Source organism: Escherichia sp. 93.0816 (assembly GCF_013368855.2).
GTDB classification, from domain to species: domain Bacteria; phylum Pseudomonadota; class Gammaproteobacteria; order Enterobacterales; family Enterobacteriaceae; genus Escherichia; species Escherichia ruysiae.
In genome coordinates, this window is record NZ_JABWNC020000003.1 from 23657 (window position 1) to 48688 (window position 25032).

Sequence of the window (25032 nt, forward strand, 5' to 3'; positions counted from 1 at the left end):
AGGCGCGAATGCTGCAAATTTCTCATCTCTATGCCGATTATGGCGGTAAACCGGCGCTGGAAGATATCAACCTGACGCTGGAAAGCGGCGAACTGTTGGTGGTGCTGGGGCCGTCCGGCTGTGGCAAAACCACCTTGCTGAATCTGATTGCTGGTTTTGTGCCTTACCAGTACGGCAGCATTCAACTGGCGGGCAAGCGCATTGAGGGGCCGGGTGCAGAGCGCGGGGTGGTTTTTCAGAATGAAGGGCTGCTGCCGTGGCGTAATGTGCAGGATAACGTGGCGTTCGGCCTGCAACTGGCGGGGATGGAGAAAACGCAACGTCTGGAAATCGCTCACCAGATGCTGAAAAAAGTCGGCCTGGAAGGTGCGGGAAAACGCTACATCTGGCAGCTTTCCGGTGGTCAACGTCAGCGGGTGGGCATTGCCCGCGCGCTGGCGGCGAATCCCCGGATGTTATTACTCGACGAACCGTTTGGTGCGCTGGACGCCTTCACCCGCGACCAGATGCAAACCCTGCTGCTGAAACTCTGGCAGGAGACGGGTAAGCAGGTGTTGTTGATTACCCATGATATAGAAGAAGCGGTGTTTATGGCGACCGAACTAGTTCTGCTTTCACCGGGGCCGGGTCGTGTGCTGGAACGTCTGCCGCTCAACTTCGCCCGCCGCTTTGTTACGGGTGAGTCGAGCCGCAGCATCAAGTCCGATCCACAATTCATCGCCATGCGCGAATATGTTTTAAGCCGCGTATTTGAGCAACGAGAGGCGTTCTCATGAGTGTGCTTCTTAACGAAAAACTGCATTCGCATCGGCTGAAATGGCGCTGGCCGCTCTCGCGTCAGGTGACTTTAAGCATTGGCACGTTAGCGGTTTTACTGACTGTATGGTGGGCAGTAGCTGCGCTGCAACTGATTAGCCCGCTGTTTTTGCCGCCGCCGCAACAGGTACTGGCAAAACTGCTCACTATTGCCGGAACGCAAGGATTTATGGACGCCACGCTGTGGCAGCATCTGGCAGCCAGCCTGACGCGCATTGTGCTGGCGCTACTTGCGGCGGTGTTAATCGGCATTCCGGTTGGGATCGCCATGGGGCTAAGCCCGACGGTGCGCGGCATTCTGGATCCGGTAATTGAACTGTATCGCCCGGTGCCGCCGCTGGCCTATTTGCCGCTGATGGTGATCTGGTTTGGTATTGGTGAAACCTCGAAGATCTTACTGATCTATTTAGCGATTTTTGCACCGGTGGCGATGTCGGCGCTGGCGGGGGTGAAAAGCGCGCAGCAGGTTCGCATTCGTGCCGCCCAGTCGCTGGGGGCCAGCCGTGCGCAGGTACTGTGGTTTGTTATTTTGCCCGGTGCGCTGCCGGAAATTCTCACCGGATTACGCATTGGTCTGGGTGTGGGCTGGTCTACCCTGGTGGCGGCGGAGCTGATTGCCGCGACGCGCGGTTTGGGTTTTATGGTCCAGTCAGCGGGTGAATTTCTCGCGACTGACGTGGTGCTGGCGGGGATCGCGGTGATTGCGATTATCGCCTTTCTTTTAGAACTGGGTCTGCGTGCGTTACAGCGCCGCCTGACGCCCTGGCATGGAGAAGTACAATGAGTGAACGTCTGAGCATTACCCCGCTGGGGCCGTATATTGGCGCACAAATTACGGGTGCCGACCTGACGCGCCCGTTAAGTGATAACCAGTTTGAACAGCTTTACCATGCGGTACTGCGCCATCAGGTGGTGTTTCTGCGTGAACAGGCCATTACGCCGCAGCAGCAACGTGCGCTGGCCCAACGTTTTGGCGAACTGCATATTCATCCTGTTTACCCTCATGCCGAAGGCGTTGATGAGATTATCGTACTGGATACCCATAACGATAATCCACCGGATAACGACAACTGGCACACCGATGTGACATTTATTGAAACGCCTCCTGCTGGGGCGATTCTGGCGGCGAAAGAGTTACCCTCGACTGGCGGCGATACGCTCTGGACCAGCGGTATTGCGGCCTATGAGGCGCTCTCTGTTCCCTTCCGTCAGCTGTTGAGTGGGCTGCGCGCGGAGCATGATTTCCGTAAATCATTCCCGGAATACAAATACCGCAAAACTGAGGAGGAGCATCAACGCTGGCGCGAGGCGGTAGCGAAAAATCCTCCTTTACTACATCCGGTGGTGCGAACGCATCCGGTGAGCGGTAAACAGGCGTTGTTTGTTAATGAAGGATTTACCACGCGAATTGTCGATGTCAGCGAGAAAGAGAGCGAAACCTTGTTAGGTTTTTTGTTTGCCCATATCACCAAACCGGAGTTTCAGGTGCGCTGGCGCTGGCAACCAAATGATATTGCGATTTGGGATAACCGCGTGACCCAGCACTATGCCAATGCCGATTACCTGCCACAGCGACGGATTATGCATCGGGCGACGATCCTTGGGGATAAACCGTTTTATCGGGCGGGGTGATACGCGCGCGGACGCTCCCCGCGAGCGGCGAAAGAACGATGATATAGATGAAAAGAGTACGGACGGTCCCCTCGCCCCCTTGGGGAGAGGGTTAGGGTGAGGGGGCGTTCACCGTACTTTCAACAGGTTAACTCCCCCTTTCTGAGAGGAAACAAAATTAACGTAGAATCTTCTTCTCAGCCAAATCCAGCGCAAAGTAGCTGAAAATCAGATCCGCACCCGCACGCTTAATCGAACCTAAGCTTTCGAGCACCACTTTCTCTTCATCTATAGCACCCGCCAGCGCGGCGAACTTAATCATCGCATACTCACCGCTCACCTGATAAGCGCCAATCGGCAATTCAGTACGTTCACGCAGCTCACGCACGATGTCGAGGTACGCTCCAGCTGGTTTCACCATCAGGCAGTCTGCGCCCTGGGCTTCATCCAGCAGTGATTCACGAATTGCCTCACGACGGTTCATTGGGTTCATCTGATAACTTTTGCGGTCACCTTTTAATGCGCTTCCCGCAGCTTCACGGAACGGACCATAAAAGGAGGAAGCGAACTTGGTCGAATACGACATGATCGCCGTATCTTTAAAGCCCGCAGCGTCCAGCGCCTGGCGAATCGCCTGCACCTGACCATCCATTGCGGCGGAAGGGGCGATGAAGTCTGCGCCCGCAGCAGCAGCAACCACCGCTTGTTTGCCTAAATTTTCGAGGGTCGCGTCGTTATCGACGCCGTGCTCGCACAGCACGCCGCAGTGACCGTGAGAAGTGTATTCACAGAAACAGGTGTCTGACATAACGATCATTTCAGGCACGGTCTGCTTGCAGATGCGTGACATACGCGCCACCAGACCATCTTCCCGCCAGGCATCGCTGCCCGTTTCATCGGTATGGTGAGAGATGCCGAAAGTCATCACGGAACGAATACCGGCGTTGGCGATGCGTTCGATTTCGCGCGCCAGATGTTTCTCTGGAATACGCATTACGCCCGGCATAGCTTCAACGGCTTTGTAGTCGTCGATTTCTTCTTCAACAAAGATCGGCAACACCAGGTCGTTAAGGCTAAGTGTTGTCTCTTCAAACATAGCGCGCAGCGCAGGAGATTTGCGCAGGCGACGAGGGCGTTGGATTAAGTCTGTCATGGTCTGCCTGATGTTTGTGGAATTGAGGGGCATAGTATACCTGAAGCAGAGTGTGGGTGTTTTACGAAAGTTGTCGCGATGTTGACAAGAAGAGAATGAAAGACCGGCCTGGACATCTTTTTAATATAAATAGCAATATTTTCATATTCACTGAAAATATTTTTAATTTTTATTAATTCTCCATGATTATTGTTTTTGGGTGTTTGACTGCGCTGTTAAAAATAGAATGACTTAAAGTTCATTGTTTATTAATACATTATTTATCTAATTTGCTGATGTAATATTTGTAGAGTATATGATTTTGAAATTAATGCTGTCATTAACAGATTGAAATGCCGAATTTTTGTCTGTTTTTGTGATCTGTGTTTACACGTAATTTATATATGTCCGCATTCGGACTTAGGGGAAAGAATAATTGAACCATTCATCTGTAACGCCGCATAATCGTAAACGCGAAACATAATATGTTTTCTATGCATTGATAATTGATGGATCAACTTATTACGTCCCTGAGGAGGGATGACAAATGCACTCCTGGAAAAAGAAACTTGTAGTATCACAATTAGCATTGGCTTGCACTCTGGCTATCACCTCTCAGGCTAATGCAGCGACCAACGATATTTCTGGTCAAACTTACAATACGTTCCATCACTACAACGACGCCACTTATGCTGATGACGTTTACTATGATGGTTATGCAGGCTGGAACAACTATGCCGCTGATAGCTTCTACAACGGCGATATTTACCCGGTCATTAATAACGCTACCGTTAATGGCGTGATTTCTACTTACTATCTGGACGACGGTATTTCTACCAATACCAACGCCAATAGTCTGACAATCAAAAACAGCACTATTCACGGTATGATTTATTCCGAGTGCATGACAACTGATTGTGCTGATCGTGCGGATGATTACTACCATGACCGTCTGGCGCTGACTGTTGATAATTCAACGATCGACGACAACTACGAACACTACACATATAACGGCACCTACAATAATGCCGCTGACACTCATGTTGTAAATGTATTTAACATTGGTACTGCCATCACTCTGGATCAGGAAGTTGATCTGTCCATCTCTAATAACTCTCACGTAGCAGGTATTACGCTGACTCAGGGTTATGAGTGGGAGGATATCGACGACAACACAGTTAGCACTGGCGTAAATAGCAGCGAAGTGTTTAATAACACCATCACTGTTAAAGATTCTACCGTGACCTCTGGTTCATGGACTGATGAAGGTACTACTGGCTGGTTTGGTAATACTGGTAATGCAAGTGATTACAATGGTAATGGCTGGATCGCTGACGATATCGCATTAGCAGTTATTGCACATCCTGCTGCTGATAATGCCATGCAGACTACTGCAACATTCGATAATTCCACACTGATGGGCGATGTACTCTTCTCAAGCAACTTTGATGAGAACTTCTTCCCACATGGCCGTGATAGCTATCGTGATGCTGATGGTGACGTAGATACTAACGGTTGGGATGGTACTGATCGTTTGGATCTGACCCTGAACAATGGCAGCAAGTGGGTTGGTGCGGCAATGTCTGCGCACTTAACTGTAGATATCGATGATGATGGTGTGCCAGATACTTACGGTCCTGTTTACAATGAGAACGGGGTTGTTGTTGATACCAGCACAGGCACCGAAGCAACTGCAACTCTGATTGATATTGCTGCAAATAGCCTGTGGCCTTCTTCAACGGTTGGTGTTGATAATACCAATACCCAATATGACGAAAATGGTCATATTGTAGGAAATGAAGTTTATCAGAGCGGTCTGTTCAATGTGACCCTGAACACCGGTTCACAGTGGGATACCACCAAAACTTCTCTGATTGACACCCTGAGCATCAACAGTGGTTCAACTGTTAATGTTGCTGATTCAACGCTGATTTCTGATTCTATCTCTCTGACAGGTCTTTCTGCGCTGAACATCAACGAAGATGGTCATGTTGCAACTGATTCACTGACTGTCGACAACAGTACCGTAACCATTTCTGACGAAGTTTCTGCTGGTTGGGCTGTAGGTGATGCAGCTCTGTATGCGAACACCATCAACGTTACTAACGACGGTATTCTGGATGTCGGTAACACTGCGGCGAATGCTCTTCAGGTTGATACTCTGAACCTGACCAGCACCACTGATACCAGTGGTAACATTCATGCAGGTGTGTTCAACATCGAAAGCAACCGCTTCGTACTTGATGCAGACCTGACCAACGACCGTACCAACGATACTACCAAGTCAAACTACGGTTATGGCTTAATCGCAATGAACTCTGATGGTCACCTGACCATTAACGGTAACGGCGATAACGACAACACTGCTTCTATCGAAGCTGGTCAGAACGAAGTTGATAACAACGGTGACCATGTTGCAGCTGCAACCGGTAACTACAAAGTTCGTATCGACAACGCTACTGGTGCTGGTTCTATCGCTGACTACAACGGCAACGAGCTGATCTACGTCAACGACAAAAACAGCAACGCGACCTTCTCTGCTGCTAACAAAGCTGACCTGGGTGCATACACCTATCAGGCTGAACAGCGCGGTAACACCGTTGTTCTGCAACAGACCGAGCTGACCGACTACGCTAACATGGCGCTGAGCATCCCGTCTGCGAATACCAATATCTGGAACCTGGAACAAGACACCGTTGGTACTCGTTTGACCAACTCTCGTCATGGCCTGGCTGATAACGGCGGCGCATGGGTGAGCTACTTCGGTGGTAACTTCAACGGCGACAACGGCACCATCAATTATGATCAGGATGTTAACGGCATCATGGTCGGTGTTGATACCAAAATTGATGGTAACAACGCTAAGTGGATCGTCGGTGCGGCTGCTGGCTTCGGTAAAGGCGACATGAATGACCGTTCTGGTCAGGTGGATCAAGACAGCCAGTCTGCCTACATCTACTCTTCTGCTCGCTTCGCGAACAACATCTTTGTTGATGGTAGCCTGAGCTACTCTCACTTCAACAACGATCTGTCTGCAACCATGAGCAACGGTACTTACGTTGACGGTAGCACCAACTCCGACGCATGGGGCTTCGGTTTGAAAGCCGGTTACGACTTCAAACTGGGTGATGCTGGTTACGTGACTCCTTACGGCAGCGTTTCTGGTCTGTTCCAGTCTGGTGATGACTACCAGCTGAGCAACGACATGAAAGTTGACGGTCAGTCTTACGACAGTATGCGTTATGAACTGGGTGTAGATGCAGGTTATACCTTCACCTACAGCGAAGACCAGGCTCTGACTCCGTACTTCAAACTGGCTTACGTCTACGACGACTCTAACAACGATAACGATGTGAACGGCGATTCCATCGATAACGGTACTGAAGGGTCTGCGGTACGTGTTGGTCTGGGTACTCAGTTCAGCTTCACCAAAAACTTCAGCGCCTATACCGATGCTAACTACCTCGGTGGTGGTGACGTAGATCAAGACTGGTCCGCGAACGTGGGTGTTAAATATACCTGGTAATATTCTTCACTGCGAAGAAATAGGTAATTTAATCTAAATAATGCCCGTCAAGGATTTGACGGGCATTACTGCAAAGGACGCGCAAATGTTATCTGTAGTTAAACCTCTTCAGGAATTTGGTAAGCTCGATAAATGTTTGTCCAGATACGGCACGCGCTTCGAGTTTAATAATGAAAAGCAAGTTATATTTTCAAGTGACGTTAATAGCGAAGATACATTCGTTATTTTAGAAGGTGTTATCTCTCTGCGTAGAGAAGAAAACGTACTTATCGGTATTACCCAGGCTCCTTTTATTATGGGACTGGCTGATGGTTTAATGAAAAACGATATACCATACAAATTAATATCAGAAGGAAACTGTACGGGATATCATCTGCCTGCCAAACAAACTATTTCTCTGATTGAACAACATCAACTCTGGCGTGACGCTTTTTACTGGTTAGCATGGCAAAATCGAATTCTGGAATTACGCGATGTTCAGCTTATTGGACATAATTCTTACGAACAAATTCGCGCCACTTTATTATCAATGATTGACTGGAATGACGAATTACGAGCACGTATTGGTGTGATGAATTATATCCATCAACGAACACGCATATCACGTTCCGTCGTCGCAGAAGTTCTCGCGGCTTTGCGCAAAGGCGGCTATATCGAAATGAATAAAGGCAAACTGGTCGCTATCAACCGTTTGCCTTCAGAGTATTAATCAGGACGCGGGGATGACCAGCGGTTTATTCCCGCTCAGTTCGGTTACCAGATCATTGATACCATCGCTCATGTTTTTAAAGCGAGTCAACGGCGAGCGAGTGACGACCACAAAAGCACCAATATTTTTTTGCGGGATCATCGCCATATAGGTAATGAATCCGCCGCCGCCGCCAGTTTTCTGAATAATTCCCGGACGCCCATCTTTCGGCGCCATATATACCCAGCCTAAACCGAGCGCATCTGCTCTGCCAGGTACATCCATGCCGATCACTTTCGTAAACTGCGCGCGTTGATAAATCAGCGTCTGCATACGATCCGCCTGGTTGCTGCGTTGATAAAAATCAGACGACAAATACTGCTGCATCCAGCGCATCATATCGCCAGGTGTGGAATAGACGCCGCCGCTACCAATTGCCGCCAGGGTGTTATTACACGGACTGGCACCGCGCTCGGCAACCATTAAACGTCGGCACTGATCCGGCGATGGCGTGTAGGTGGTGTCTTTCATCCCCAATGGACGAGTGATTTGCTCTTCAAACAACTGCGTATAAGGCTTGCCAGACGCATTCGCCAGCGCATCCGCCAGCAGATCGAACGCAAGGTTAGAGTATGCAGCCTGGCTGCCGGGTGCGGCTTTTAGCTTCGCCGTAGAAAGGTATTTCCAGCGTTGTTCGCGCGTTGGCCAGACAAATACCGGACGATTTGCTGCACCGCCAGGCTGTTCACGCGGCAGGGCGCTGGTATGGGTTGCCAGATTCACTAGCGTAATGGGCTTTCCATTGTAGGTCGGTACTCGTGTGCCTGGTGGAGCATATTTACTTAACGGGTCGTTTAACTTCACCGTGCCTTGATCGAGCAGCTTAACCAGCATTTCACTGGTCATCAGTTTAGTGAGGGACGCAATTCGCACCACAGAGTCTAATTGTGGGCGAACGTTATTACCGGGACGCGTTTCCCCATAACTGCGAAAGACGCGCTGATTACCGTCAATAACGACCAGTGCCATCCCCGTGGCACCGCTGCCGTAAAAAATATGATCGGCATAGCGATCGACAATATCAGAGGCGAACTCCGGTTCGGTGATCGGCTGCGCCGCATGGACGGAGGTCAATGACGCCGCACACAGCACGGCAGAAAAAAGCAGACTACGTTTCAACGGTGGTGTCCATAAATTAAATGAAGGTAACTGAGCGTATTTATACTACTCATAGATGGATTGCAAAGGGCGAATTAGTGCAATAATAGTGCTAAAAACGTAACGGCGCGTAAACACGATCTTTTTCCTGAGCACCAATGCCTGCATTTGTGATCCTGCGCGTGTGAATCTGCTAATGTAAACAATCCTTTGTTTGTGAAATCCGTCGAAACAATTCTTACGGTCAGCATGACGAACTAAGTACCTTGCCATTGGTCACAATGGGCGGTTTCATTTAGCTGGCTCCTTGGAGCAATCATGCGGTTAATGCACAGCAGTTGTTAAAACGATAAGAAGTTAGCAGGAGAGCATATGTTTAAGTCTTTTTTCCCAAAGCCGGGAGCCTTTTTTCTCTCGGCCTTTATTTGGGCACTGATTGCCGTGATCTTCTGGCAAGCCGGTGGTGGTGATTGGGTGGCACGTATTGCCGGAGCTTCTGGGCAGATCCCGATTAGCGCCGCACGTTTCTGGTCGTTAGACTTCCTGGTTTTTTACGCTTACTACATTGTTTGTGTAGGACTTTTTGCGCTGTTCTGGTTTATCTACAGTCCGCATCGTTGGCAATACTGGTCAATACTCGGCACTGCGCTGATTATCTTCGTTACCTGGTTTTTGGTGGAAGTTGGGGTTGCCGTCAACGCCTGGTATGCGCCGTTCTATGACCTGATTCAAACTGCGCTAAGTTCACCGCATAAAGTCACCATCGAACAATTTTATCGCGAAGTGGGCGTCTTTCTGGGAATCGCGCTGATTGCTGTGGTGATCAGTGTGCTGAACAACTTCTTTGTCAGCCATTACGTGTTTCGCTGGCGTACGGCGATGAACGAATACTACATGGCGAACTGGCAACAACTGCGTCATATCGAAGGTGCCGCCCAGCGTGTGCAGGAAGACACTATGCGTTTTGCCTCAACGCTGGAGAATATGGGTGTCAGTTTTATTAACGCTATCATGACGTTAATCGCTTTCTTACCGGTACTGGTGACGCTCTCCGCACATGTACCGGAATTGCCGATTATCGGGCATATTCCATATGGTCTGGTGATTGCTGCCATCGTCTGGTCGTTGATGGGAACCGGATTGCTGGCGGTTGTGGGTATCAAACTGCCGGGGCTGGAGTTTAAAAACCAGCGTGTAGAAGCGGCTTATCGTAAAGAGTTGGTCTACGGTGAAGATGATGCATCGCGCGCGACGCCGCCAACGGTACGTGAGTTGTTCAGCGCCGTGCGGAAAAACTATTTCCGCCTCTATTTTCACTATATGTATTTCAATATCGCCCGCATCCTCTATTTGCAGGTCGATAACGTTTTCGGTTTGTTCCTGCTGTTTCCGTCGATTGTTGCCGGTACGATTACGCTCGGACTGATGACGCAAATTACCAACGTTTTCGGTCAGGTTCGTGGTGCTTTCCAGTATCTGATTAACTCGTGGACTACGCTGGTTGAGCTGATGTCTATCTACAAACGTCTGCGTAGCTTTGAACATGAGCTGGATAGTGACAAAATTCAGGAAGTAACCCATACGTTGAGTTAAAAAGGAGAGGTAATGTCGCAGGTCACTCGTCTTTCTTCGCTTTCATTATTGGTGGTTCTGGTTTTAGCGGGGTGTAGTAGTCAGGCTCCGCAACCGTTGAAAAAGGGCGAAAAAGCGATAGATGTGGCGAGCGTCGTGCGGCAGAAGTTACCCGCCAGCGTGAAAGACCGCGATGCCTGGGCGAAAGATCTTGCCACTACTTTTGAAAGTCAGGGACTGGCACCGACGCTGGAAAACGTCTGCTCGGTGCTGGCAGTGGCGCAGCAGGAGTCAAATTATCAGGCAGATCCGGCTGTTCCGGGCTTAAGCAAAATCGCCTGGCAAGAGATTGACCGTCGCGCCGAACGGATGCATATCCCCGCGTTTTTGGTTCATACCGCGCTAAAAATTAAATCGCCAAACGGCAAAAGTTACAGCGAACGGTTAGATTCCGTGCGTACAGAAAAGCAGTTAAGCGCGATTTTTGATGATCTGATCAGCATGGTGCCGATGGGGCAGACGCTGTTTGGTTCGCTCAACCCGGTGCGCACCGGTGGGCCGATGCAGGTCAGCATTGCTTTTGCCGAACAGCATACCAAAGGTTATCAGTGGAAAATGGATGGAACGGTACGTCAGGAAGTCTTCAGTCGTCGCGGCGGATTGTGGTTCGGTACTTACCATTTATTGAATTATCCAGCCAGTTATAGCGCGCCAATCTTCCGTTTTGCCGATTTTAACGCTGGCTGGTATGCCAGCCGTAACGCCGCATTTCAGAACGCGGTCAGTAAAGCCAGCGGCGTGAAGCTGGCGCTGGATGGTGATTTAATTCGCTATGACAGCAAAGAGCCTGGGAAAACAGAACTGGCAACGCGCAAACTGGCGGGCAAACTGGGAATGAGCGATAGCGAAATCCGCCGACAGTTAGAGAAAGGGGATAGCTTCTCTTTTGAAGAGACGGCGCTGTACAAGAAAGTTTATCAGCTTGCAGAAGCGAAAACGGGGAAATCTCTGCCACGAGAGATGTTGCCTGGTATTCAGCTGGAAAGCCCAAAAATCACCCGTAACCTGACCACCGCATGGTTTGCGAAGCGCGTTGATGAACGACGGGCGCGTTGTATGAAACAGTGACCAATAGAGAACACCAGCCAGATAAAGCGTTTTAGGCCGCATCTGGCAAAGTAAATCTCACTGGCGGCGATGTCGCCAGTGCAGCCATAGCGCCACCACTGCAAAAATGAAGCAGCCAACTAAAAACGGGATCAGCCCGAAAATAGTGCCGACTCCCAGACCAATTTCCACCCGTGGACGGCCTGTCTCTTGCACCTGCATCAAACGCTCGTAAACACCGGGCGCATGTACCAGGAGATTAAGCAATTGCGCCCCAGCCCAAAAGCAAAACAGTACAAACAGCGCATAGGCAATGTTGCCAGGCGTTGAAGAGGCGTTGCGATATTTTCCGCTAAACAGCGATTTTGACAGGGTGAAATCAGCCATAAAAACCTCCGGAAGTCATCTGCTTCTCTTCTGGTGTGATACCAGCGGCTTATGGCAAGTCTGACAGGTCATTTAGATTGTCAATATCAGAATCATGGTAAATTGATGGTGGGAATATTCCCGAAGCGTGAATATTCGCCATGAGTCACAAAACGGTAACTTTAAGTTAAATTTTTTAACGATACGGGAAATGCTGTCTACACCACAGACGTATGTTATCGATTATGCGAAGATGTTATTTTTCGTTAACGGAGCCGCCATGAATCTGCCTGTAAAAATCCGCCGTGACTGGCACTATTATGCGTTCGCCATTGGCCTGATTTTCATTCTTAACGGTGTGGTGGGGGTGCTGGGATTTGAAGCAAAAGGCTGGCAAACCTATGCAGTCGGTCTGCTGACGTGGGTGATTAGTTTCTGGCTGGCGGGGATGATTATTCGTCGTCGCGAAGAGGATACTGAAAACGCCCAATAACAGAGGATTGGGCGTTCTGGAGTGCTGACAAAGTGCTCGTTGTTTATGCCGGATGCGGCGCGAACGCCTTATCCGCCTACAAAATGATGCAAAATAAATACATTGCAATTATCTGGTAGGCCAGATAAGTGGAGCGTATCAGGCAATTTTACGTTTGCCATCAGTCTTAAACGCCCAATAAAAATATTACCGGGCGATTGAAAATTACATAGTGGTTTTCAGTGCGTTATCCGCAGCGTGACGTTCCAGTGCCAGCTCAATCAAACGCGTGATCAGGTCGGTGTAACCCAGACCGCTGGCTTGCCACAGTTTCGGATACATGCTGATGTTAGTGAAGCCCGGCAGCGTGTTGATCTCGTTGATCACCACCTCGTTTTCTGGCGTTAAAAAGACGTCTACACGCGCCATGCCAGCACATCCCAACGTCTGGTAAGCCTGAACCGCAATCGCTCGGATCTTATCGTTGATTTCTGGCGCAATGGCAGCCGGAACCACCACTTTTGCACCATCTTCATCAATGTATTTGGTGTCGTAGGCGTAGAAATCACTGGTCAGTACGATCTCGCCACAGGTGCTGGCCTGCGGATTGTCATTGCCCAGAACCGCGCATTCGATCTCACGCCCTTTGATCCCTTGCTCCACGATCACTTTATGATCGAACTCGAACGCCAGATCGACGGCAATCGTATACTGTTCTTCGCTGGTTACTTTGCTGACGCCTACGGAGGAACCCTGGTTAGCCGGTTTTACAAACAGCGGTAAACCCAGTTTAGACTTCACTTCAGCAAAACTGATGTTGTGGCGATTGGCGCGCGTCAGGGTAATAAATGGCGCGATGTTCAACCCGGCATCACGCAGTAGACGTTTGGTGACGTCTTTGTCCATACATGCAGCGGAAGCCAGAACATCGGAACCGACAAATGGTAAATTGGCGACACGTAACATCCCCTGCAGGGAGCCATCTTCACCCAGCGTACCGTGGACAATCGGGAAAATGACATCCACCGTTGGTAATGGTTGGCCATTCTGTGCATCAATAAGCTGGTGCTCATGTTTACCTGGCACCTGCGCAAGGCTGGTCGCCGAAGGACGCAACGCAATATGGGCAGGATCGTCTGCGTTTAGCAGATAATTGCTGGCATCGCTGACGTGCCATTGCCCTTGTTTATCAATGCCCAGCAGCACAACGTCGAAGCGACTTTTATCAATGGCATCGACAATGTTTTTTGCCGATTGCAGAGACACTTCATGTTCCGCTGATTTTCCACCAAAAACGATACCTACCCGCAGTTTTTCCATCTTAAAAACCTATCCCGTCGAACATAAAGCACATACATTACCACGACAAAACGGTTGATTCGCGGCCTTCTGACAGAATGTTGCAATCTTCTGGTCACAAAGCGCCCAGCGTACTGACTGAGAAATATCAATGGCTAAATTATGTGCGTTAGATCACAAAAATGATGAACGGGAAGCGAATTTATCTCTGGTATTAACCATGGTTCAACCAGTGAATAGCTTAATAATAAGTTAACGAAGTAAATATATTCCATAACTTTTTATTATATTAATGCTTTATAATTGAATAGCTGTTTTATTTATAAGGGAATTATTTAAATAAGAGAAACGTTTCGCTGATAAATATGTGAAAATATTTGTGCAAAGTATTTCCTTCGTCATAAAAATACTACTTACAACCCCTATGCAGTTATGAAGCATAATGTTAACTTCTCCATACTTTGGATAAGGAAATACAGACATGAAAAATCTCATTGCTGAGTTGTTATTTAAGCTTGCACAAAAAGAAGAAGAGTCGAAAGAACTGTGCGCGCAGGTTGAGGCACTGGAGATTATAGTCACCGCGATGCTTCGCAATATGGCGCAAAAAGACCAACAGCAGTTGATTGATCAGGTTGAGGGAGCACTGTACGCGGTAAAGCCCGATGCCAGCATTCCTGACGACGATACGGAGCTGCTGCGCGATTACGTAAAAAAGTTATTGAGGCATCCTCGTCAGTAAAACGTTAAACCTTTTCAACCGTTGTCATAAAGCTGTCACGGCAGAGACTTATAGTCGCTTTGTTTTTATTTTTTACTGTATTTGTACATGGAGAAAATAAAGTGAAACAAAGCATTATTGCACTGGCTCTCTTACCGTTACTGTTTACCCCTGTGACAAAAGCCCGGACACCTGATGTACCCATTCTGGAAAAACGAGCTGCACAGGGAGATATTACTACGCCGGGCGGCGCTCGCCGTTTAACTGGCGATCAGACTGCTGCCTTGCGTGATTCTCTTAGCGATAAACCGGCGAAAAATATTATTTTACTTATTGGCGATGGGATGGGGGATTCGGAAATAACTGCCGCACGAAATTATGCCGAAGGTGCGGGCGGTTTTTTTAAAGGAATCGATGCCTTACCGCTTACCGGACAATACACCCACTACTCGCTGGATAAAAAAACCGGTAAACCGGACTATGTCACCGACTCCGCTGCATCAGCAACCGCCTGGTCAACTGGCGTCAAAACTTATAACGGCGCGCTGGGCGTCGATATTCATGAAAAAGATCATCCAACGATTCTGGAGATGGCAAAAGCCGCAGGACTGGCGACCGGCAACGTTTCAACGGCAGAATTGCAGGATGCCACACCCGCCGCGCTGGTGGCGCATGTGACATCGCGCAAATGCTACGGACCGAGCGTGACCAGTGAAAAATGCCCAAGTAATGCGCTGGAAAAAGGCGGTAAAGGTTCCATTACCGAACAACTTCTTAACGCCCGTGCCGATGTTACGCTTGGCGGCGGTGCAAAAACGTTTGCAGAAACGGCAACCGCTGGTGAGTGGCAGGGAAAAACGCTGCGTGAGCAGGCGCAGGCTCGCGGCTATCAGTTAGTGAGTGACGCAGCATCGCTGGAGGCAGTAACGGAGGCAAATCAGGATAAACCGCTACTTGGGCTGTTTTCTGACGGTAATATGCCAGTTCGTTGGGAAGGGCCGAAGGCGTCTTATCACGGTAATATCGATAAACCCGCAGTAACCTGTACCCCGAATCCGCAACGAAATGACAGTGTGCCGACGTTAGCGCAGATGACCGATAAAGCCATTGAGTTATTGAGCAAAAACGAGAAAGGATTCTTCCTGCAAGTCGAAGGTGCATCTATCGATAAACAGGATCATGCCGCTAATCCTTGTGGACAAATTGGTGAGACGGTTGACCTCGATGAAGCGGTACAACGGGCGCTTGAGTTTGCCAAAAAAGATGGCAATACATTAGTGATAGTCACCGCTGACCACGCTCACGCCAGCCAGATTGTCGCGCCGGATACCAAAGCACCGGGGCTGACTCAGGCATTAGTGACCAAAGATGGCGCGGTAATGGTAATGAGCTACGGTAACTCGGAAGAAGATTCACAAGAACATACCGGCAGCCAGTTGCGTATTGCCGCTTATGGTCCGCACGCTGCCAACGTGGTTGGTCTGACCGATCAGACCGATCTCTTCTACACCATGAAAGCCGCGCTGGGTCTGTAGTTAAAACGCATCCGGCGGTGAATTTTTGCCGCCGGTTGGTATTTTTTCTGTTAGCAACCAGACTTAAAGGCAGATCACGGGCGCAAACGCTCCTGGTTAAAATGTGAAGAGGGATGGTGCTATGAAAATAACATTACTGGTTACCCTGTTATTCGGTTTAGTTTTTTTAACCACTGTCGGCGCTGCCGAGAAGACGTTAACCCCGCAACAACAACGTATGACTTCCTGTAATCAACAGGCGACGGCGAAGGCGTTGAAAGGGGATGCCCGCAAGACGTATATGAGTGATTGCCTGAAGAACAGCAAATCTGCGCCCGGCGAGAAGAGTTTGACGCCGCAGCAGCAGAAGATGCGTGAATGCAATGGCCAGGCGACGCAGCAATCTCTGAAAGGCGATGATCGCAATAAGTTTATGAGTACCTGTCTTAAGAACGCCGCCTGATCTCTGATAGTGCTAACGGGTGAGCTAAGAAAATGGCTCACCCGAAATATCATACTTCCGCTTTTCGCCCCGTCTCTATAATTTGGGAAAATTGTTTCTGAATGTTCCCAAAAATAATGAATGATGAAAATTTTTTCAAAAAAGCGGCGGCGCACGGGGAGGAACCACCATTAACTCCTCAAAACGAACATCAGCGTTCCGGGCTGCGCTTTGCCCGTCGCGTCAGGTTACCCCGTATGGTAGGACTGGCGGGGATGTTCTTACCGATTGCTTCAACGCTGGTTTCGCATCCGCCGTCGGGCTGGTGGTGGCTGGTGTTGGTCGGCTGGGCTTTTGTCTGGCCGCATTTAGCCTGGCAGTTAGCGAGCAGAGCAATTGACCCGCTTGGTCGGGAAATTTACAACTTAAAAACCGATGCGGTGTTAGCGGGAATGTGGGTAGGCGTGATGGGCGTAAACGTGCTGCCTTCGATCGCGATGTTGATGATTATGTGTCTGAATTTGATGGGAGCAGGCGGTCCTCGTCTGTTTGTCGCTGGTCTGGTGCTGATGGTCGTTTCCTGCCTTGTTACCCTCGAACTGACGGGTATCACGGTGTCACTAAATAGTGCGCCGCTGGAATGGTGGCTCTCACTGCCCATTATCGTCATTTATCCTCTGCTGTTTGGCTGGGTTAGCTACCAGACGGCAACAAAACTTGCAGAACATAAACGCAGATTGCAGGTCATGAGTACCCGCGACGGCATGACGGGCGTATATAACCGACGTCATTGGGAAACTATGTTACGCAATGAATTTGATAACTGTCGGCGACATAACCGCGATGCGACGTTGTTAATCATCGATATCGACCATTTCAAAAGCATTAACGACACCTGGGGCCATGATGTGGGCGATGAAGCGATAGTTGCTCTCACCCGTCAGTTACAAATTACTCTGCGCGGTAGTGATGTGATTGGTCGTTTTGGTGGGGATGAATTTGCGGTGATTATGTCTGGTACGCCAGCAGAAAATGCCATTACCGCCATGTTACGGGTACATGAAGGGTTAAATACATTACGTTTACCAAATACGCCGCAGGTAATGTTGCGGATAAGTGTCGGTGTTGCGCCGCTGAGTCCGCAAATGAGTCACTATCGTGAGTGGCTGAAATCGGCAGATATGGCACTTTATAAAGCAAAGAAAGCCGGACGTAACCGCACCGAAGTGGCGGCCTGACGTCCGGGGAGAGTTCATCAGGACTTGCTAAGTTTTTCTGATTTTTCCATACACTTCGTCATTGCTTCGATCACTGCGGCACGGAAGCCTTTCTCTTCCAGCACGCGCACTGCTTCAATGGTGGTGCCTCCCGGTGAGCAAACCATATCTTTCAACGCGCCCGGATGTTCGCCGGTTTCCAGTACCATTTTTGCAGAACCCATTACCGCCTGAGCGGCAAATTTATACGCCTGCGCGCGTGGCATTCCCCCCAGCACGGCAGCGTCGGCCATTGCTTCGATAAACATAAAGACATAGGCAGGCGAAGAGCCGCTCACGCCGACCACCGGATGGATCATCGGTTCGGCAATGACTTCCGCCTCGCCAAAGCAGCGGAAAATATTCAGCACATCGGCAGTATCTTCAGGCGTAACCAGCGCGTTTGGCGTTACGGAAGTCATCCCGGCATTGACCAGCGCCGGGGTATTTGGCATAGCGCGGATAATTTTCCGGTCATGGCCCAGCGCCCGGGCAAGTTGGTCGAGCGTGACGCCCGCTGCAATAGAGACAACCAGCGAGTCTTTATTCAGGCTGGAGGTGATTTCACTAAGCACTTTGATCATGATGCCCGGTTTAACGGCGGCAAAAACGATGTCGGTGATTTGTGCCACTTCTTGCGCCGATTCTGCGGCGTTGATGCCGAACTGATCGTGTAAAGCAGCGACTTTGTCCGGGGAGGGGGTATACACCCAGATTTGCCCTGGAAGCACCTGACCACTGGCAATCAGACCGCCGAGAATGGCTTTTCCCATATTACCGCAGCCAATAAAACCGATTTTCTTTTCCATTGCCTCACTCCTGCCGTGAAATTCATTGTTTTGATAATCGCTGGCAGAAGCATAAACAGAACTATGCCGGAAGGCAAAAGCGCGACACAATAGAGGATTACCCAACAAAGGATGAGTTTATGACAATTTGGGTGGACGCCGATGCGTGTCCCAATGTAATTAAAGAGATTTTGTATCGCGCGGCTGAACGTATGCAAATGCCGGTGGTACTGGTGGCTAACCAGAGTTTACGTGTACCGCCATCGCCGTTTATTCGCACGCTGCGCGTCGCGGCAGGTTTTGACGTTGCCGATAATGAAATTGTACGCCAGTGTGAAGCGGGCGATTTGGTGATCACCGCAGACATTCCTCTGGCTTCTGAAGCCATTGAGAAGGGAGCTGCGGCACTTAATCCACGTGGTGAACGTTACACGCCAGCGACCATTCGTGAACGTCTGATGATGCGCGATTTTATGGATACCTTACGCGCCAGTGGTATCCAGACCGGAGGGCCAGATAGCCTTTCGCAGCGTGACCGCCAGGCATTCGCCGCCGAACTGGAAAAGTGGTGGCTGGAAGTGCAACGTAGTCGCTCGTGAATGTAATTTATTAGTTACAGTTCTTTCTTGAGTATTTCTTGGTATAGTAATGGTGTATTGAAATTTTCACCTTAAGTGGAATTATTTCTTTACAGTCGAAATTGTACTAGCTTGATGGTATGATCGCTATTCTTACGAACCCGGCTTTCGCCGCATTGCGACCTTTTGGGGAAAACCCACGATGACACAACCTCTTTTTCTGATCGGGCCTCGGGGCTGTGGTAAAACAACGGTCGGAATGGCCCTTGCCGATTCGCTCAACTGTCGGTTTGTCGATACCGACCAGTGGTTGCAATCACAACTCAATATGACGGTCGCGGAGATCGTCGAAAGGGAAGAGTGGGCCGGATTTCGCGCCAGAGAAACCGCAGCACTGGAAGCTGTGACAGCACCATCGACCGTTATCGCCACGGGGGGCGGCATTATTCTGACGGAATTTAATCGTCACTACATGCGTAATAACGGGATTGTGGTTTATCTGTGTGCGCCAGTAGCGGTACTGGTTAATCGTCTGCAAGCGGCACCCGAAGAGGATTTGCGACCAACTTTAACCGGAAAGCCGCTAAGTGAAGAAGTTCAGGAAGTGCTGGAAGAACGCGATGCGTTATATCGCGAAGTCGCGCATATTATCATTAACGCTAACAATGAACCCAGCCAGGTGATTTCTGAAATTCGTAGCGCCCTGGCACAGACGATCAATTGTTGATTCCCGAGCGCCTATACTTAACGTTCATCCCGTGAAATAAGGAAGAACGATGCCAACGAAACCGCCTTATCCTCGTGAAGCATATATTGTAACGATTGAAAAAGGAAAACCAGGGCAGACCGTAACCTGGTATCAGCTCAGAGCCGATCATCCCAAACCTGACTCTTTAATCAGCGAACATCCGACCGCTCAGGAAGCGATGGATGCTAAAAAACGCTATGAGGATCCTGACAAAGAGTGACCGTATCAGACTGCTCGGAAGGGACTCTGAGTGCTACTACAAAGGATCTGCGTCACATTTTTCACAATTCATGTTTTTCAAATAATTAGAATATTAAACAATAACAATCTATTACTGGAATCATTTGGAATCTTTACATTATGCCGGGCGCGTCTACTGCTACGCTTTTTGTCATTTGTAGCACAGGTAAGTGCCAGCAGTGGTGCTTAACATTTGCCCGGTAATTAACGACGAAGTAAAAGTAAGGTGGAATAACAATGAGTGCGTCGTTGGCGATCCTGACCATCGGCATTGTACCTATGCAGGAAGTTTTACCGCTCCTGACTGAGTACATTGACGAAAATAACATTTCCCATCATAGCCTGCTGGGGAAGTTAAGCCGCGAAGAAGTGATGGCGGAGTATGCGCCAGAAGCAGGCGAAGAAACGATTCTTACATTATTAAATGACAATCAACTGGCTCACGTTTCGCGTCGTAAAGTAGAACGCGATCTGCAAAGCGTGGTTGAAGTGCTTGATAACCAAGGGTACGACGTCATTTTGTTGATGAGTACGGCAAACATTAGCAGTATGACGGCGCGTAATACAATCTTTCTGGAACCGTTGCGTATATTGCCACCGCTGGTTTCTACCATTGTCGAAGGTCATCAGGTCGGTGTAATCGTACCGGTTGAAGAACTGTTGCATGTTCAGGCGCAAAAATGGCAAATCCTGCAGAAACCGCCTTTGTTTTCTCTGGGGAACCCCATTCATGATTCTGAACAGAAAATCATCGATGCCGGGAAAGAACTACTGGAAAACGGTGCGGATGTCATCATGTTGGATTGTTTGGGATTTAACCAGCGCCATCGTGATTTACTGCAAAAACAGCTCGATGTTCCTGTTTTGCTCTCTAACGTATTGATTACAAGGCTGGCTGCAGAATTACTGGTGTAATTTTGCGTGACAGCCAGCGCCTCTGGCCCCTATAGTGAAGTAGACGTTCAACTACCAGACAGGGCCAGTTTATGCTTCAAAGTAATGAGTACTTTTCCGGCAAAGTGAAATCGATCGGCTTTTCCAGCAGCAGCACTGGTCGCGCCAGCGTTGGTGTCATGGTTGAAGGCGAATACACCTTTAGCACCGCTGAGCCGGAAGAGATGACGGTAATCAGTGGCGCGCTGAATGTGTTACTGCCTGACGCGACCGACTGGCAAGTGTATGAAGCCGGTTCGGTGTTTAATGTTCCCGGCCACAGTGAGTTTCATCTGCAAGTTGCCGAACCCACCTCTTATCTGTGCCGCTATCTGTAATTCCTCGCCTTCCCCTTGAACGGGAGGGCATTTTTCTGGAATATTCTTTATTTTGGTAATAATAAACGCCAGTGGCTGCTGGTTTTATATTTTCGATATATACATAAAATATCAAATTGATATAAATCTTAGCGAAGATTGTGAATGAAATTAACACGTTGATAACTTGTATTACTGACTTTGACGAACCGTCTATAAATTCATTGCATCAGTTATCCGCGCGTAATTTAAAATAGTGGAAACACCGGTTATCGCCTTAAAAATCGCGAATGATTATATCAATGTCAGGTGTGACTTTTTACGCCGGATAAGACGCGTCTGGCGTCGCATCCGGCATTGAAGGCAAATCAGCAATTAACGTTGTGCTTCGCCACCCAATCCTTCGATCAGGTTTTGAATTAATGCCGCCAGTTCACCGGTCATCAGGATGAAATCGGCATCAAAACGCTGGGCGAAATCTTCTCGGTCGATATCTTCGTTTTGATCGCGCAGTTCGTCGCAGAATTTCAGGCGTTTGAGCGAACCATCATCACACATCACAAACTGAATGCGCTGCTGCCAGTCGAGCGCCAGTTTAGTCACCACTTTTCCAGCTTCAATGTGATTGGTGATCTCTTCGCTGGTCAGATCCTGTTTCTTCGCGCGGATCACGCCGCCATCTTCCAGCTGGGATTTCAGCTCGGCTTCATCAAGCAACTGGAAGCCCTGCGCTGCGCTACCGGAGCGTACCCATTCGGTCAGCGTCAGTTCAATCGGGTTTTCCATGGTCAATGGCACAACCGGTAACGACCCCAGGCTTTTACGCAGAAGTGCCAGCGTATCTTCCGCTTTTTTGGCGCTGGCGCAGTCCACCATAATCAACCCGTTAACCGTGTCGATCCACATCATAGTCTGGCTGAAGCGGCTGAATGCGCGCGGCAACAGAGAGTGCAGCACTTCGTCTTTCAGCGAATCTTTTTCGGTTTTCTTCAGCTTACGCGCCTGTTCCGCTTCCAGTTTGGCGATTTTCGCTTCCAGCGCCTGTTTAATCACCGGAGACGGAAGGATTTTTTCTTCTTTGCGCGCGCAAATAACAATTTGACCATTGGCAACGTGCGTTAATGCATCGCTGTGCGATCCCATCGGAGGAACCCAGCCCATCTTCGCCATGTCCTGGCTTCCGCATGGGGTAAATGCCATCGAGGCTAGCTGTTTTTCCATCTCTTCTGCACGCAGCGAAATTTCGCGGCTAAGACGGTAAACCATTAAATTTTTGAACCACAGCATGATAATTTCCACGGCCTTGTCGTTAAATTTAGCGGGCATGATAACGAATTGTCGGCGGCCTTGCATTGCCAATCCGGTTGTCCGTCTCTACGCTATTGATATTGAAAAAAATAAGGAGAGTACCGTGCGTATAGGTATCGATTTAGGCGGCACCAAAACTGAAGTGATTGCACTGGGCGATGCAGGGGAGCAGTTGTACCGTCATCGTCTGCCCACGCCGCGTGATGATTATCGGCAGACCATTGAAACAATCGCCACGTTGGTTGATATGGCGGAGCAGGCGACGGGGCAGCGCGGAACAGTAGGCATGGGCATTCCCGGCTCGATTTCGCCCTACACCGGCGTAGTGAAAAACGCTAATTCAACCTGGCTTAACGGTCAGCCATTCGATAAAGACTTAAGCGCGCGGTTGCAGCGGGAAGTGCGGCTGGCAAATGACGCCAACTGTCTGGCGGTTTCGGAAGCGGTAGATGGAGCGGCTGCGGGAGCGCAGACGGTATTTGCCGTGATTATCGGTACGGGATGCGGCGCGGGCGTGGCGTTCAATGGGCGGGCGCATATCGGCGGTAACGGTACGGCAGGCGAGTGGGGACACAATCCGCTACCGTGGATGGACGAAGACGAACTGCGTTATCGCGAGGAAGTCCCTTGTTATTGCGGTAAACAAGGTTGTATTGAAACCTTTATTTCGGGCACGGGATTCGCGACGGATTATCATCGGTTGAGCGGACATGCGCTGAAAGGTAGTGAAATTATCCGCCTGGTTGAAGAAAGCGATCCGGTTGCAGAGCTGGCATTGCGTCGCTATGAGCTGCGGCTGGCAAAGTCGCTGGCACACGTGGTGAATATTCTCGATCCGGATGTGATTGTGCTGGGGGGCGGGATGAGCAATGTTGACCGTTTATATCAAACAGTTCCGCAGTTGATTAAACAATTTGTCTTCGGCGGTGAATGTGAAACGCCGGTGCGCAAGGCGAAGCACGGTGATTCCAGCGGCGTACGTGGCGCCGCGTGGTTATGGCCGCAAGAGTAAAAAATAAGGCAGTTGGTGCATCAGCCTGATGCGACGCTTGCCGCGTCTTATCAGGCCTACAAATGAGCAGCCCGTAGGGCGGATAAGGCGTTCACGCCGCATCCGGCAATAAGTAATTAGCACCGAGACTATAACCTACCCCAGTGGTTTCGCCAGCACCGGACTGTCCGCCACTTGCTGGCGCTTATAGCGACCATACAGCAGCAACGACGACATCGCAGCAAACGAGAGCAGGGCGGCTGGCAGAGCGACGTAATTATACGCCAGCCCCAGCGTCAGCATCATGCCACCGCAATATGCGCCGACGGCGCTACCGAGGTTAAACGCTATTTGCCCGCCTGCGGCACCTAATAATTCTCCGCCTTTGGCATTTTGCAGTAACAATATTTGCAGCGGCGCCGAAAGGGCAAATAACCCTGCGCAACAAATAAAAGCAAAAATAAGCGACGTTGTTTTCATTCCGCCGAAGAAAAAAAGCATCAGCAACGCCAGCACAATAATGAAGTCGGTTACTGCTGCAATACGCAAAGGCGAGTAACGTCCTGAAATACGTCCACTTAGAATATTTCCCAGAACCATCCCCAGCCCAACTAACATCATAATAAAGGTCATCGCCGTTTCCGAAAAAACGGAGATAAACATCATGTAAGGTTTTACGTAGCTGAACCAGGCAAATACACCTGCATTGCCAAACATCGTGGCGGCAAAAATTAACCACGGGGCGGGGCTACGCAAAAAGTGAAATTGTTCGCGCAGCTTTCCTTTCGCCTCGTCGCGAATATCCGGCACCCAAAAATAAACTGATGCCATCACCGCAATATTAAAAACAGCGATCAATAAAAAAGTGTAGCGCCAGCTAAATTCCTGACTTAAATAGGTTCCCAGCGGAATGCCCAGCAGATTGGCAACTGTCATCCCGGAAACCATACCCGCCACGGCAGCGGTGACTTTGCCGGGCTTGATAATTTTCGATAACACAATCGCCCCGACGCCAAAAAACGCGCCATGCGGAAAGCCGGAAACCAGGCGACCAATGGCGAGCATCAGGTAAGACGAAGAGAGCGTGAACATGGCGTTACCGATGACGCACAAGGTCACCAGAAACAACAAGATATGTTTGAGCGAGTAGCGGCTGGAAAAGAGTGCGATGATCGGCGCGCCAATCACCACACCCAGCGCATAATACGAGATCATATGCCCGGCGGCAGGAATCGAAATTCCTACGTTATGCGCCAGCTCTGTGAGCACGCCCATAATGCCAAATTCGGCCATCCCCAAACCAAACGTGCCCAGAGCCAAAGATAAAATAACTTTTTTCATACCACCATCACAACCACCAGGACGGCTACGAATCACCGTAGCCAATAAAGTGATAGCTTGCAGGATAACGACCAGCGAGGCCAAGAGATAATTCGCCCCTCTGTATTC

General features: G+C 49.6%; 25 protein-coding genes. 18 read left to right on the top strand and 7 right to left on the bottom strand.

Annotation, left to right across the window (positions count from 1 at the left end; genetic code table 11):
* Nucleotides 1-8 precede the first annotated feature (8 nt).
* Genes tauB through tauD form a run of 3 tightly spaced genes read left to right on the top strand, consistent with a single transcriptional unit; the run spans nt 9 to nt 2448 of the window.
* A complete protein-coding gene (gene tauB / locus HEM79_RS04855) occupies nt 9-776 on the top strand; it encodes a taurine ABC transporter ATP-binding subunit (protein ID WP_176243067.1) in 768 nt (255 codons plus the stop codon).
* The gene (gene tauC / locus HEM79_RS04860; protein WP_176243066.1) at nt 773-1600 is read left to right on the top strand and encodes a taurine ABC transporter permease TauC; all 828 of its coding nucleotides are present in this window, start codon (nt 773-775) and stop codon (nt 1598-1600) included. Before tauB ends, tauC begins: the two co-directional genes overlap by 4 nt.
* Nucleotides 1597-2448 carry a taurine dioxygenase gene (gene tauD, locus HEM79_RS04865; RefSeq protein WP_021550322.1) on the top strand — a complete coding sequence of 284 codons (852 nt, stop codon included), beginning with the start codon at nt 1597-1599 and terminating at the stop codon, nt 2446-2448. The genes tauC and tauD overlap by 4 nt, the downstream gene beginning before the upstream one ends.
* Nucleotides 2449-2605: 157 nt before the next feature.
* Here tauD and hemB read toward each other — a convergent pair whose 3' ends face one another.
* Nucleotides 2606-3580: a porphobilinogen synthase gene (gene hemB, locus HEM79_RS04870; protein WP_001295337.1), complete on the bottom strand. Its 975-nt coding sequence runs from the start codon at nt 3578-3580 to the stop codon at nt 2606-2608.
* A 526-nt stretch (nt 3581-4106) separates the two neighbouring features.
* Between hemB and ehaB the strand changes: the two genes are divergently transcribed.
* Both ehaB and iprA read left to right on the top strand, forming a co-directional pair.
* Nucleotides 4107-7085, top strand: coding sequence for an autotransporter adhesin EhaB (ehaB, locus tag HEM79_RS04875; RefSeq protein ID WP_176243065.1), 2979 nt, complete (start codon nt 4107-4109; stop codon nt 7083-7085).
* Nucleotides 7086-7170: 85 nt separating this feature from the next.
* A complete protein-coding gene (iprA, locus tag HEM79_RS04880) occupies nt 7171-7794 on the top strand; it encodes a hydrogen peroxide resistance inhibitor IprA (RefSeq protein ID WP_010344702.1) in 624 nt (207 codons plus the stop codon).
* On the opposite strand, the gene ampH is transcribed toward iprA, so the two are convergent.
* The gene (gene ampH, locus HEM79_RS04885) at nt 7795-8952 is read right to left on the bottom strand and encodes a D-alanyl-D-alanine-carboxypeptidase/endopeptidase AmpH (protein WP_000830753.1); all 1158 of its coding nucleotides are present in this window, start codon (nt 8950-8952) and stop codon (nt 7795-7797) included.
* Nucleotides 8953-9303: 351 nt separating this feature from the next.
* On the opposite strand from ampH, the gene sbmA reads away from it, so the two are divergent.
* The gene (gene sbmA, locus HEM79_RS04890; protein ID WP_000477001.1) at nt 9304-10524 is read left to right on the top strand and encodes a peptide antibiotic transporter SbmA; all 1221 of its coding nucleotides are present in this window, start codon (nt 9304-9306) and stop codon (nt 10522-10524) included.
* 12 nt (nt 10525-10536) lie between these two features.
* On the top strand, nt 10537-11631 hold the full coding sequence (gene yaiW, locus HEM79_RS04895; protein WP_176243064.1) for a surface-exposed outer membrane lipoprotein YaiW: 1095 nt from the start codon (nt 10537-10539) through the stop codon (nt 11629-11631).
* A 57-nt stretch (nt 11632-11688) separates the two neighbouring features.
* On the opposite strand, the gene HEM79_RS04900 is transcribed toward yaiW, so the two are convergent.
* Complete coding sequence (locus HEM79_RS04900; RefSeq protein ID WP_000763150.1) at nt 11689-11997, bottom strand: YaiY family protein; 309 nt, start codon at nt 11995-11997, stop codon at nt 11689-11691.
* A gap of 259 nt (nt 11998-12256) precedes the next feature.
* On the opposite strand from HEM79_RS04900, the gene HEM79_RS04905 reads away from it, so the two are divergent.
* Nucleotides 12257-12469, top strand: a complete 213-nt coding sequence (locus HEM79_RS04905; RefSeq protein WP_176243063.1) for a DUF2754 domain-containing protein — start codon at nt 12257-12259, stop codon at nt 12467-12469.
* 204 nt (nt 12470-12673) lie between these two features.
* Here the strand turns inward: HEM79_RS04905 and ddlA are convergent, their stop codons facing one another.
* Nucleotides 12674-13768 carry a D-alanine--D-alanine ligase gene (ddlA, locus tag HEM79_RS04910; RefSeq protein ID WP_176243062.1) on the bottom strand — a complete coding sequence of 365 codons (1095 nt, stop codon included), beginning with the start codon at nt 13766-13768 and terminating at the stop codon, nt 12674-12676.
* 460 nt (nt 13769-14228) lie between these two features.
* On the opposite strand from ddlA, the gene iraP reads away from it, so the two are divergent.
* The 4 genes from iraP (at nt 14229) to adrA (ending at nt 17662) form a co-directional block, all read left to right on the top strand.
* Nucleotides 14229-14489: an anti-adapter protein IraP gene (gene iraP / locus HEM79_RS04915; RefSeq protein ID WP_000792966.1), complete on the top strand. Its 261-nt coding sequence runs from the start codon at nt 14229-14231 to the stop codon at nt 14487-14489.
* A gap of 101 nt (nt 14490-14590) precedes the next feature.
* Complete coding sequence (phoA, locus tag HEM79_RS04920; protein WP_176243061.1) at nt 14591-16003, top strand: alkaline phosphatase; 1413 nt, start codon at nt 14591-14593, stop codon at nt 16001-16003.
* Nucleotides 16004-16124: 121 nt separating this feature from the next.
* Nucleotides 16125-16445 carry a phosphate starvation-inducible protein PsiF gene (gene psiF, locus HEM79_RS04925; protein WP_010344700.1) on the top strand — a complete coding sequence of 107 codons (321 nt, stop codon included), beginning with the start codon at nt 16125-16127 and terminating at the stop codon, nt 16443-16445.
* Nucleotides 16446-16546: 101 nt separating this feature from the next.
* Nucleotides 16547-17662, top strand: a complete 1116-nt coding sequence (gene adrA / locus HEM79_RS04930) for a diguanylate cyclase AdrA (RefSeq protein WP_176243060.1) — start codon at nt 16547-16549, stop codon at nt 17660-17662.
* A gap of 17 nt (nt 17663-17679) precedes the next feature.
* Here adrA and proC read toward each other — a convergent pair whose 3' ends face one another.
* Nucleotides 17680-18489: a pyrroline-5-carboxylate reductase gene (gene proC / locus HEM79_RS04935; protein WP_010344698.1), complete on the bottom strand. Its 810-nt coding sequence runs from the start codon at nt 18487-18489 to the stop codon at nt 17680-17682.
* A gap of 119 nt (nt 18490-18608) precedes the next feature.
* Between proC and HEM79_RS04940 the strand changes: the two genes are divergently transcribed.
* The 5 genes from HEM79_RS04940 (at nt 18609) to ppnP (ending at nt 21305) form a co-directional block, all read left to right on the top strand.
* Complete coding sequence (locus tag HEM79_RS04940) at nt 18609-19067, top strand: YaiI/YqxD family protein (RefSeq protein WP_176243059.1); 459 nt, start codon at nt 18609-18611, stop codon at nt 19065-19067.
* A gap of 181 nt (nt 19068-19248) precedes the next feature.
* The gene (gene aroL, locus HEM79_RS04945) at nt 19249-19773 is read left to right on the top strand and encodes a shikimate kinase AroL (protein WP_000193382.1); all 525 of its coding nucleotides are present in this window, start codon (nt 19249-19251) and stop codon (nt 19771-19773) included.
* A 49-nt stretch (nt 19774-19822) separates the two neighbouring features.
* Nucleotides 19823-20014, top strand: coding sequence for a protein YaiA (yaiA, locus tag HEM79_RS04950; RefSeq protein ID WP_001142439.1), 192 nt, complete (start codon nt 19823-19825; stop codon nt 20012-20014).
* A gap of 257 nt (nt 20015-20271) precedes the next feature.
* A complete protein-coding gene (locus HEM79_RS04955) occupies nt 20272-20949 on the top strand; it encodes an AroM family protein (protein WP_001276431.1) in 678 nt (225 codons plus the stop codon).
* A gap of 71 nt (nt 20950-21020) precedes the next feature.
* Complete coding sequence (gene ppnP / locus HEM79_RS04960) at nt 21021-21305, top strand: pyrimidine/purine nucleoside phosphorylase (RefSeq protein WP_000941942.1); 285 nt, start codon at nt 21021-21023, stop codon at nt 21303-21305.
* Nucleotides 21306-21659: 354 nt separating this feature from the next.
* Here the strand turns inward: ppnP and rdgC are convergent, their stop codons facing one another.
* Nucleotides 21660-22571: a recombination-associated protein RdgC gene (rdgC, locus tag HEM79_RS04965; RefSeq protein ID WP_176243058.1), complete on the bottom strand. Its 912-nt coding sequence runs from the start codon at nt 22569-22571 to the stop codon at nt 21660-21662.
* A gap of 124 nt (nt 22572-22695) precedes the next feature.
* On the opposite strand from rdgC, the gene mak reads away from it, so the two are divergent.
* Nucleotides 22696-23604, top strand: coding sequence for a fructokinase (mak, locus tag HEM79_RS04970; RefSeq protein ID WP_001219310.1), 909 nt, complete (start codon nt 22696-22698; stop codon nt 23602-23604).
* Between the two features lie 135 nt (nt 23605-23739).
* On the opposite strand, the gene araJ is transcribed toward mak, so the two are convergent.
* Entirely contained in the window at nt 23740-24924 is a 1185-nt protein-coding gene (gene araJ / locus HEM79_RS04980; RefSeq protein ID WP_176243078.1) for an MFS transporter AraJ, read from the bottom strand.
* Nucleotides 24925-25032 lie beyond the last annotated feature (108 nt).

Excerpts from the sequence above, each read along its gene's own strand:
- sbmA (WP_000477001.1), top strand. The coding sequence starts at position 9,304 with ATGTTTAAGTCTTTTTTCCCAAAGCCGGGAGCCTTTTTTCTCTCGGCC.
- aroL (WP_000193382.1), top strand. The coding sequence starts at position 19,249 with ATGACACAACCTCTTTTTCTGATCGGGCCTCGGGGCTGTGGTAAAACA.
- HEM79_RS04900 (WP_000763150.1), bottom strand. The coding sequence starts at position 11,997 with ATGGCTGATTTCACCCTGTCAAAATCGCTGTTTAGCGGAAAATATCGC.
- psiF (WP_010344700.1), top strand. The coding sequence starts at position 16,125 with ATGAAAATAACATTACTGGTTACCCTGTTATTCGGTTTAGTTTTTTTA.
- araJ (WP_176243078.1), bottom strand. The coding sequence starts at position 24,924 with ATGAAAAAAGTTATTTTATCTTTGGCTCTGGGCACGTTTGGTTTGGGG.
- iprA (WP_010344702.1), top strand. The coding sequence starts at position 7,171 with ATGTTATCTGTAGTTAAACCTCTTCAGGAATTTGGTAAGCTCGATAAA.
- tauB (WP_176243067.1), top strand. The coding sequence starts at position 9 with ATGCTGCAAATTTCTCATCTCTATGCCGATTATGGCGGTAAACCGGCG.
- yaiA (WP_001142439.1), top strand. The coding sequence starts at position 19,823 with ATGCCAACGAAACCGCCTTATCCTCGTGAAGCATATATTGTAACGATT.
- tauD (WP_021550322.1), top strand. The coding sequence starts at position 1,597 with ATGAGTGAACGTCTGAGCATTACCCCGCTGGGGCCGTATATTGGCGCA.
- hemB (WP_001295337.1), bottom strand. The coding sequence starts at position 3,580 with ATGACAGACTTAATCCAACGCCCTCGTCGCCTGCGCAAATCTCCTGCG.
- iraP (WP_000792966.1), top strand. The coding sequence starts at position 14,229 with ATGAAAAATCTCATTGCTGAGTTGTTATTTAAGCTTGCACAAAAAGAA.
- rdgC (WP_176243058.1), bottom strand. The coding sequence starts at position 22,571 with ATGCTGTGGTTCAAAAATTTAATGGTTTACCGTCTTAGCCGCGAAATT.
- tauC (WP_176243066.1), top strand. The coding sequence starts at position 773 with ATGAGTGTGCTTCTTAACGAAAAACTGCATTCGCATCGGCTGAAATGG.
- ddlA (WP_176243062.1), bottom strand. The coding sequence starts at position 13,768 with ATGGAAAAACTGCGGGTAGGTATCGTTTTTGGTGGAAAATCAGCGGAA.
- proC (WP_010344698.1), bottom strand. The coding sequence starts at position 18,489 with ATGGAAAAGAAAATCGGTTTTATTGGCTGCGGTAATATGGGAAAAGCC.
- yaiW (WP_176243064.1), top strand. The coding sequence starts at position 10,537 with ATGTCGCAGGTCACTCGTCTTTCTTCGCTTTCATTATTGGTGGTTCTG.
- HEM79_RS04940 (WP_176243059.1), top strand. The coding sequence starts at position 18,609 with ATGACAATTTGGGTGGACGCCGATGCGTGTCCCAATGTAATTAAAGAG.
- HEM79_RS04905 (WP_176243063.1), top strand. The coding sequence starts at position 12,257 with ATGAATCTGCCTGTAAAAATCCGCCGTGACTGGCACTATTATGCGTTC.
- ehaB (WP_176243065.1), top strand. The coding sequence starts at position 4,107 with ATGCACTCCTGGAAAAAGAAACTTGTAGTATCACAATTAGCATTGGCT.
- adrA (WP_176243060.1), top strand. The coding sequence starts at position 16,547 with ATGTTCCCAAAAATAATGAATGATGAAAATTTTTTCAAAAAAGCGGCG.
- ppnP (WP_000941942.1), top strand. The coding sequence starts at position 21,021 with ATGCTTCAAAGTAATGAGTACTTTTCCGGCAAAGTGAAATCGATCGGC.
- HEM79_RS04955 (WP_001276431.1), top strand. The coding sequence starts at position 20,272 with ATGAGTGCGTCGTTGGCGATCCTGACCATCGGCATTGTACCTATGCAG.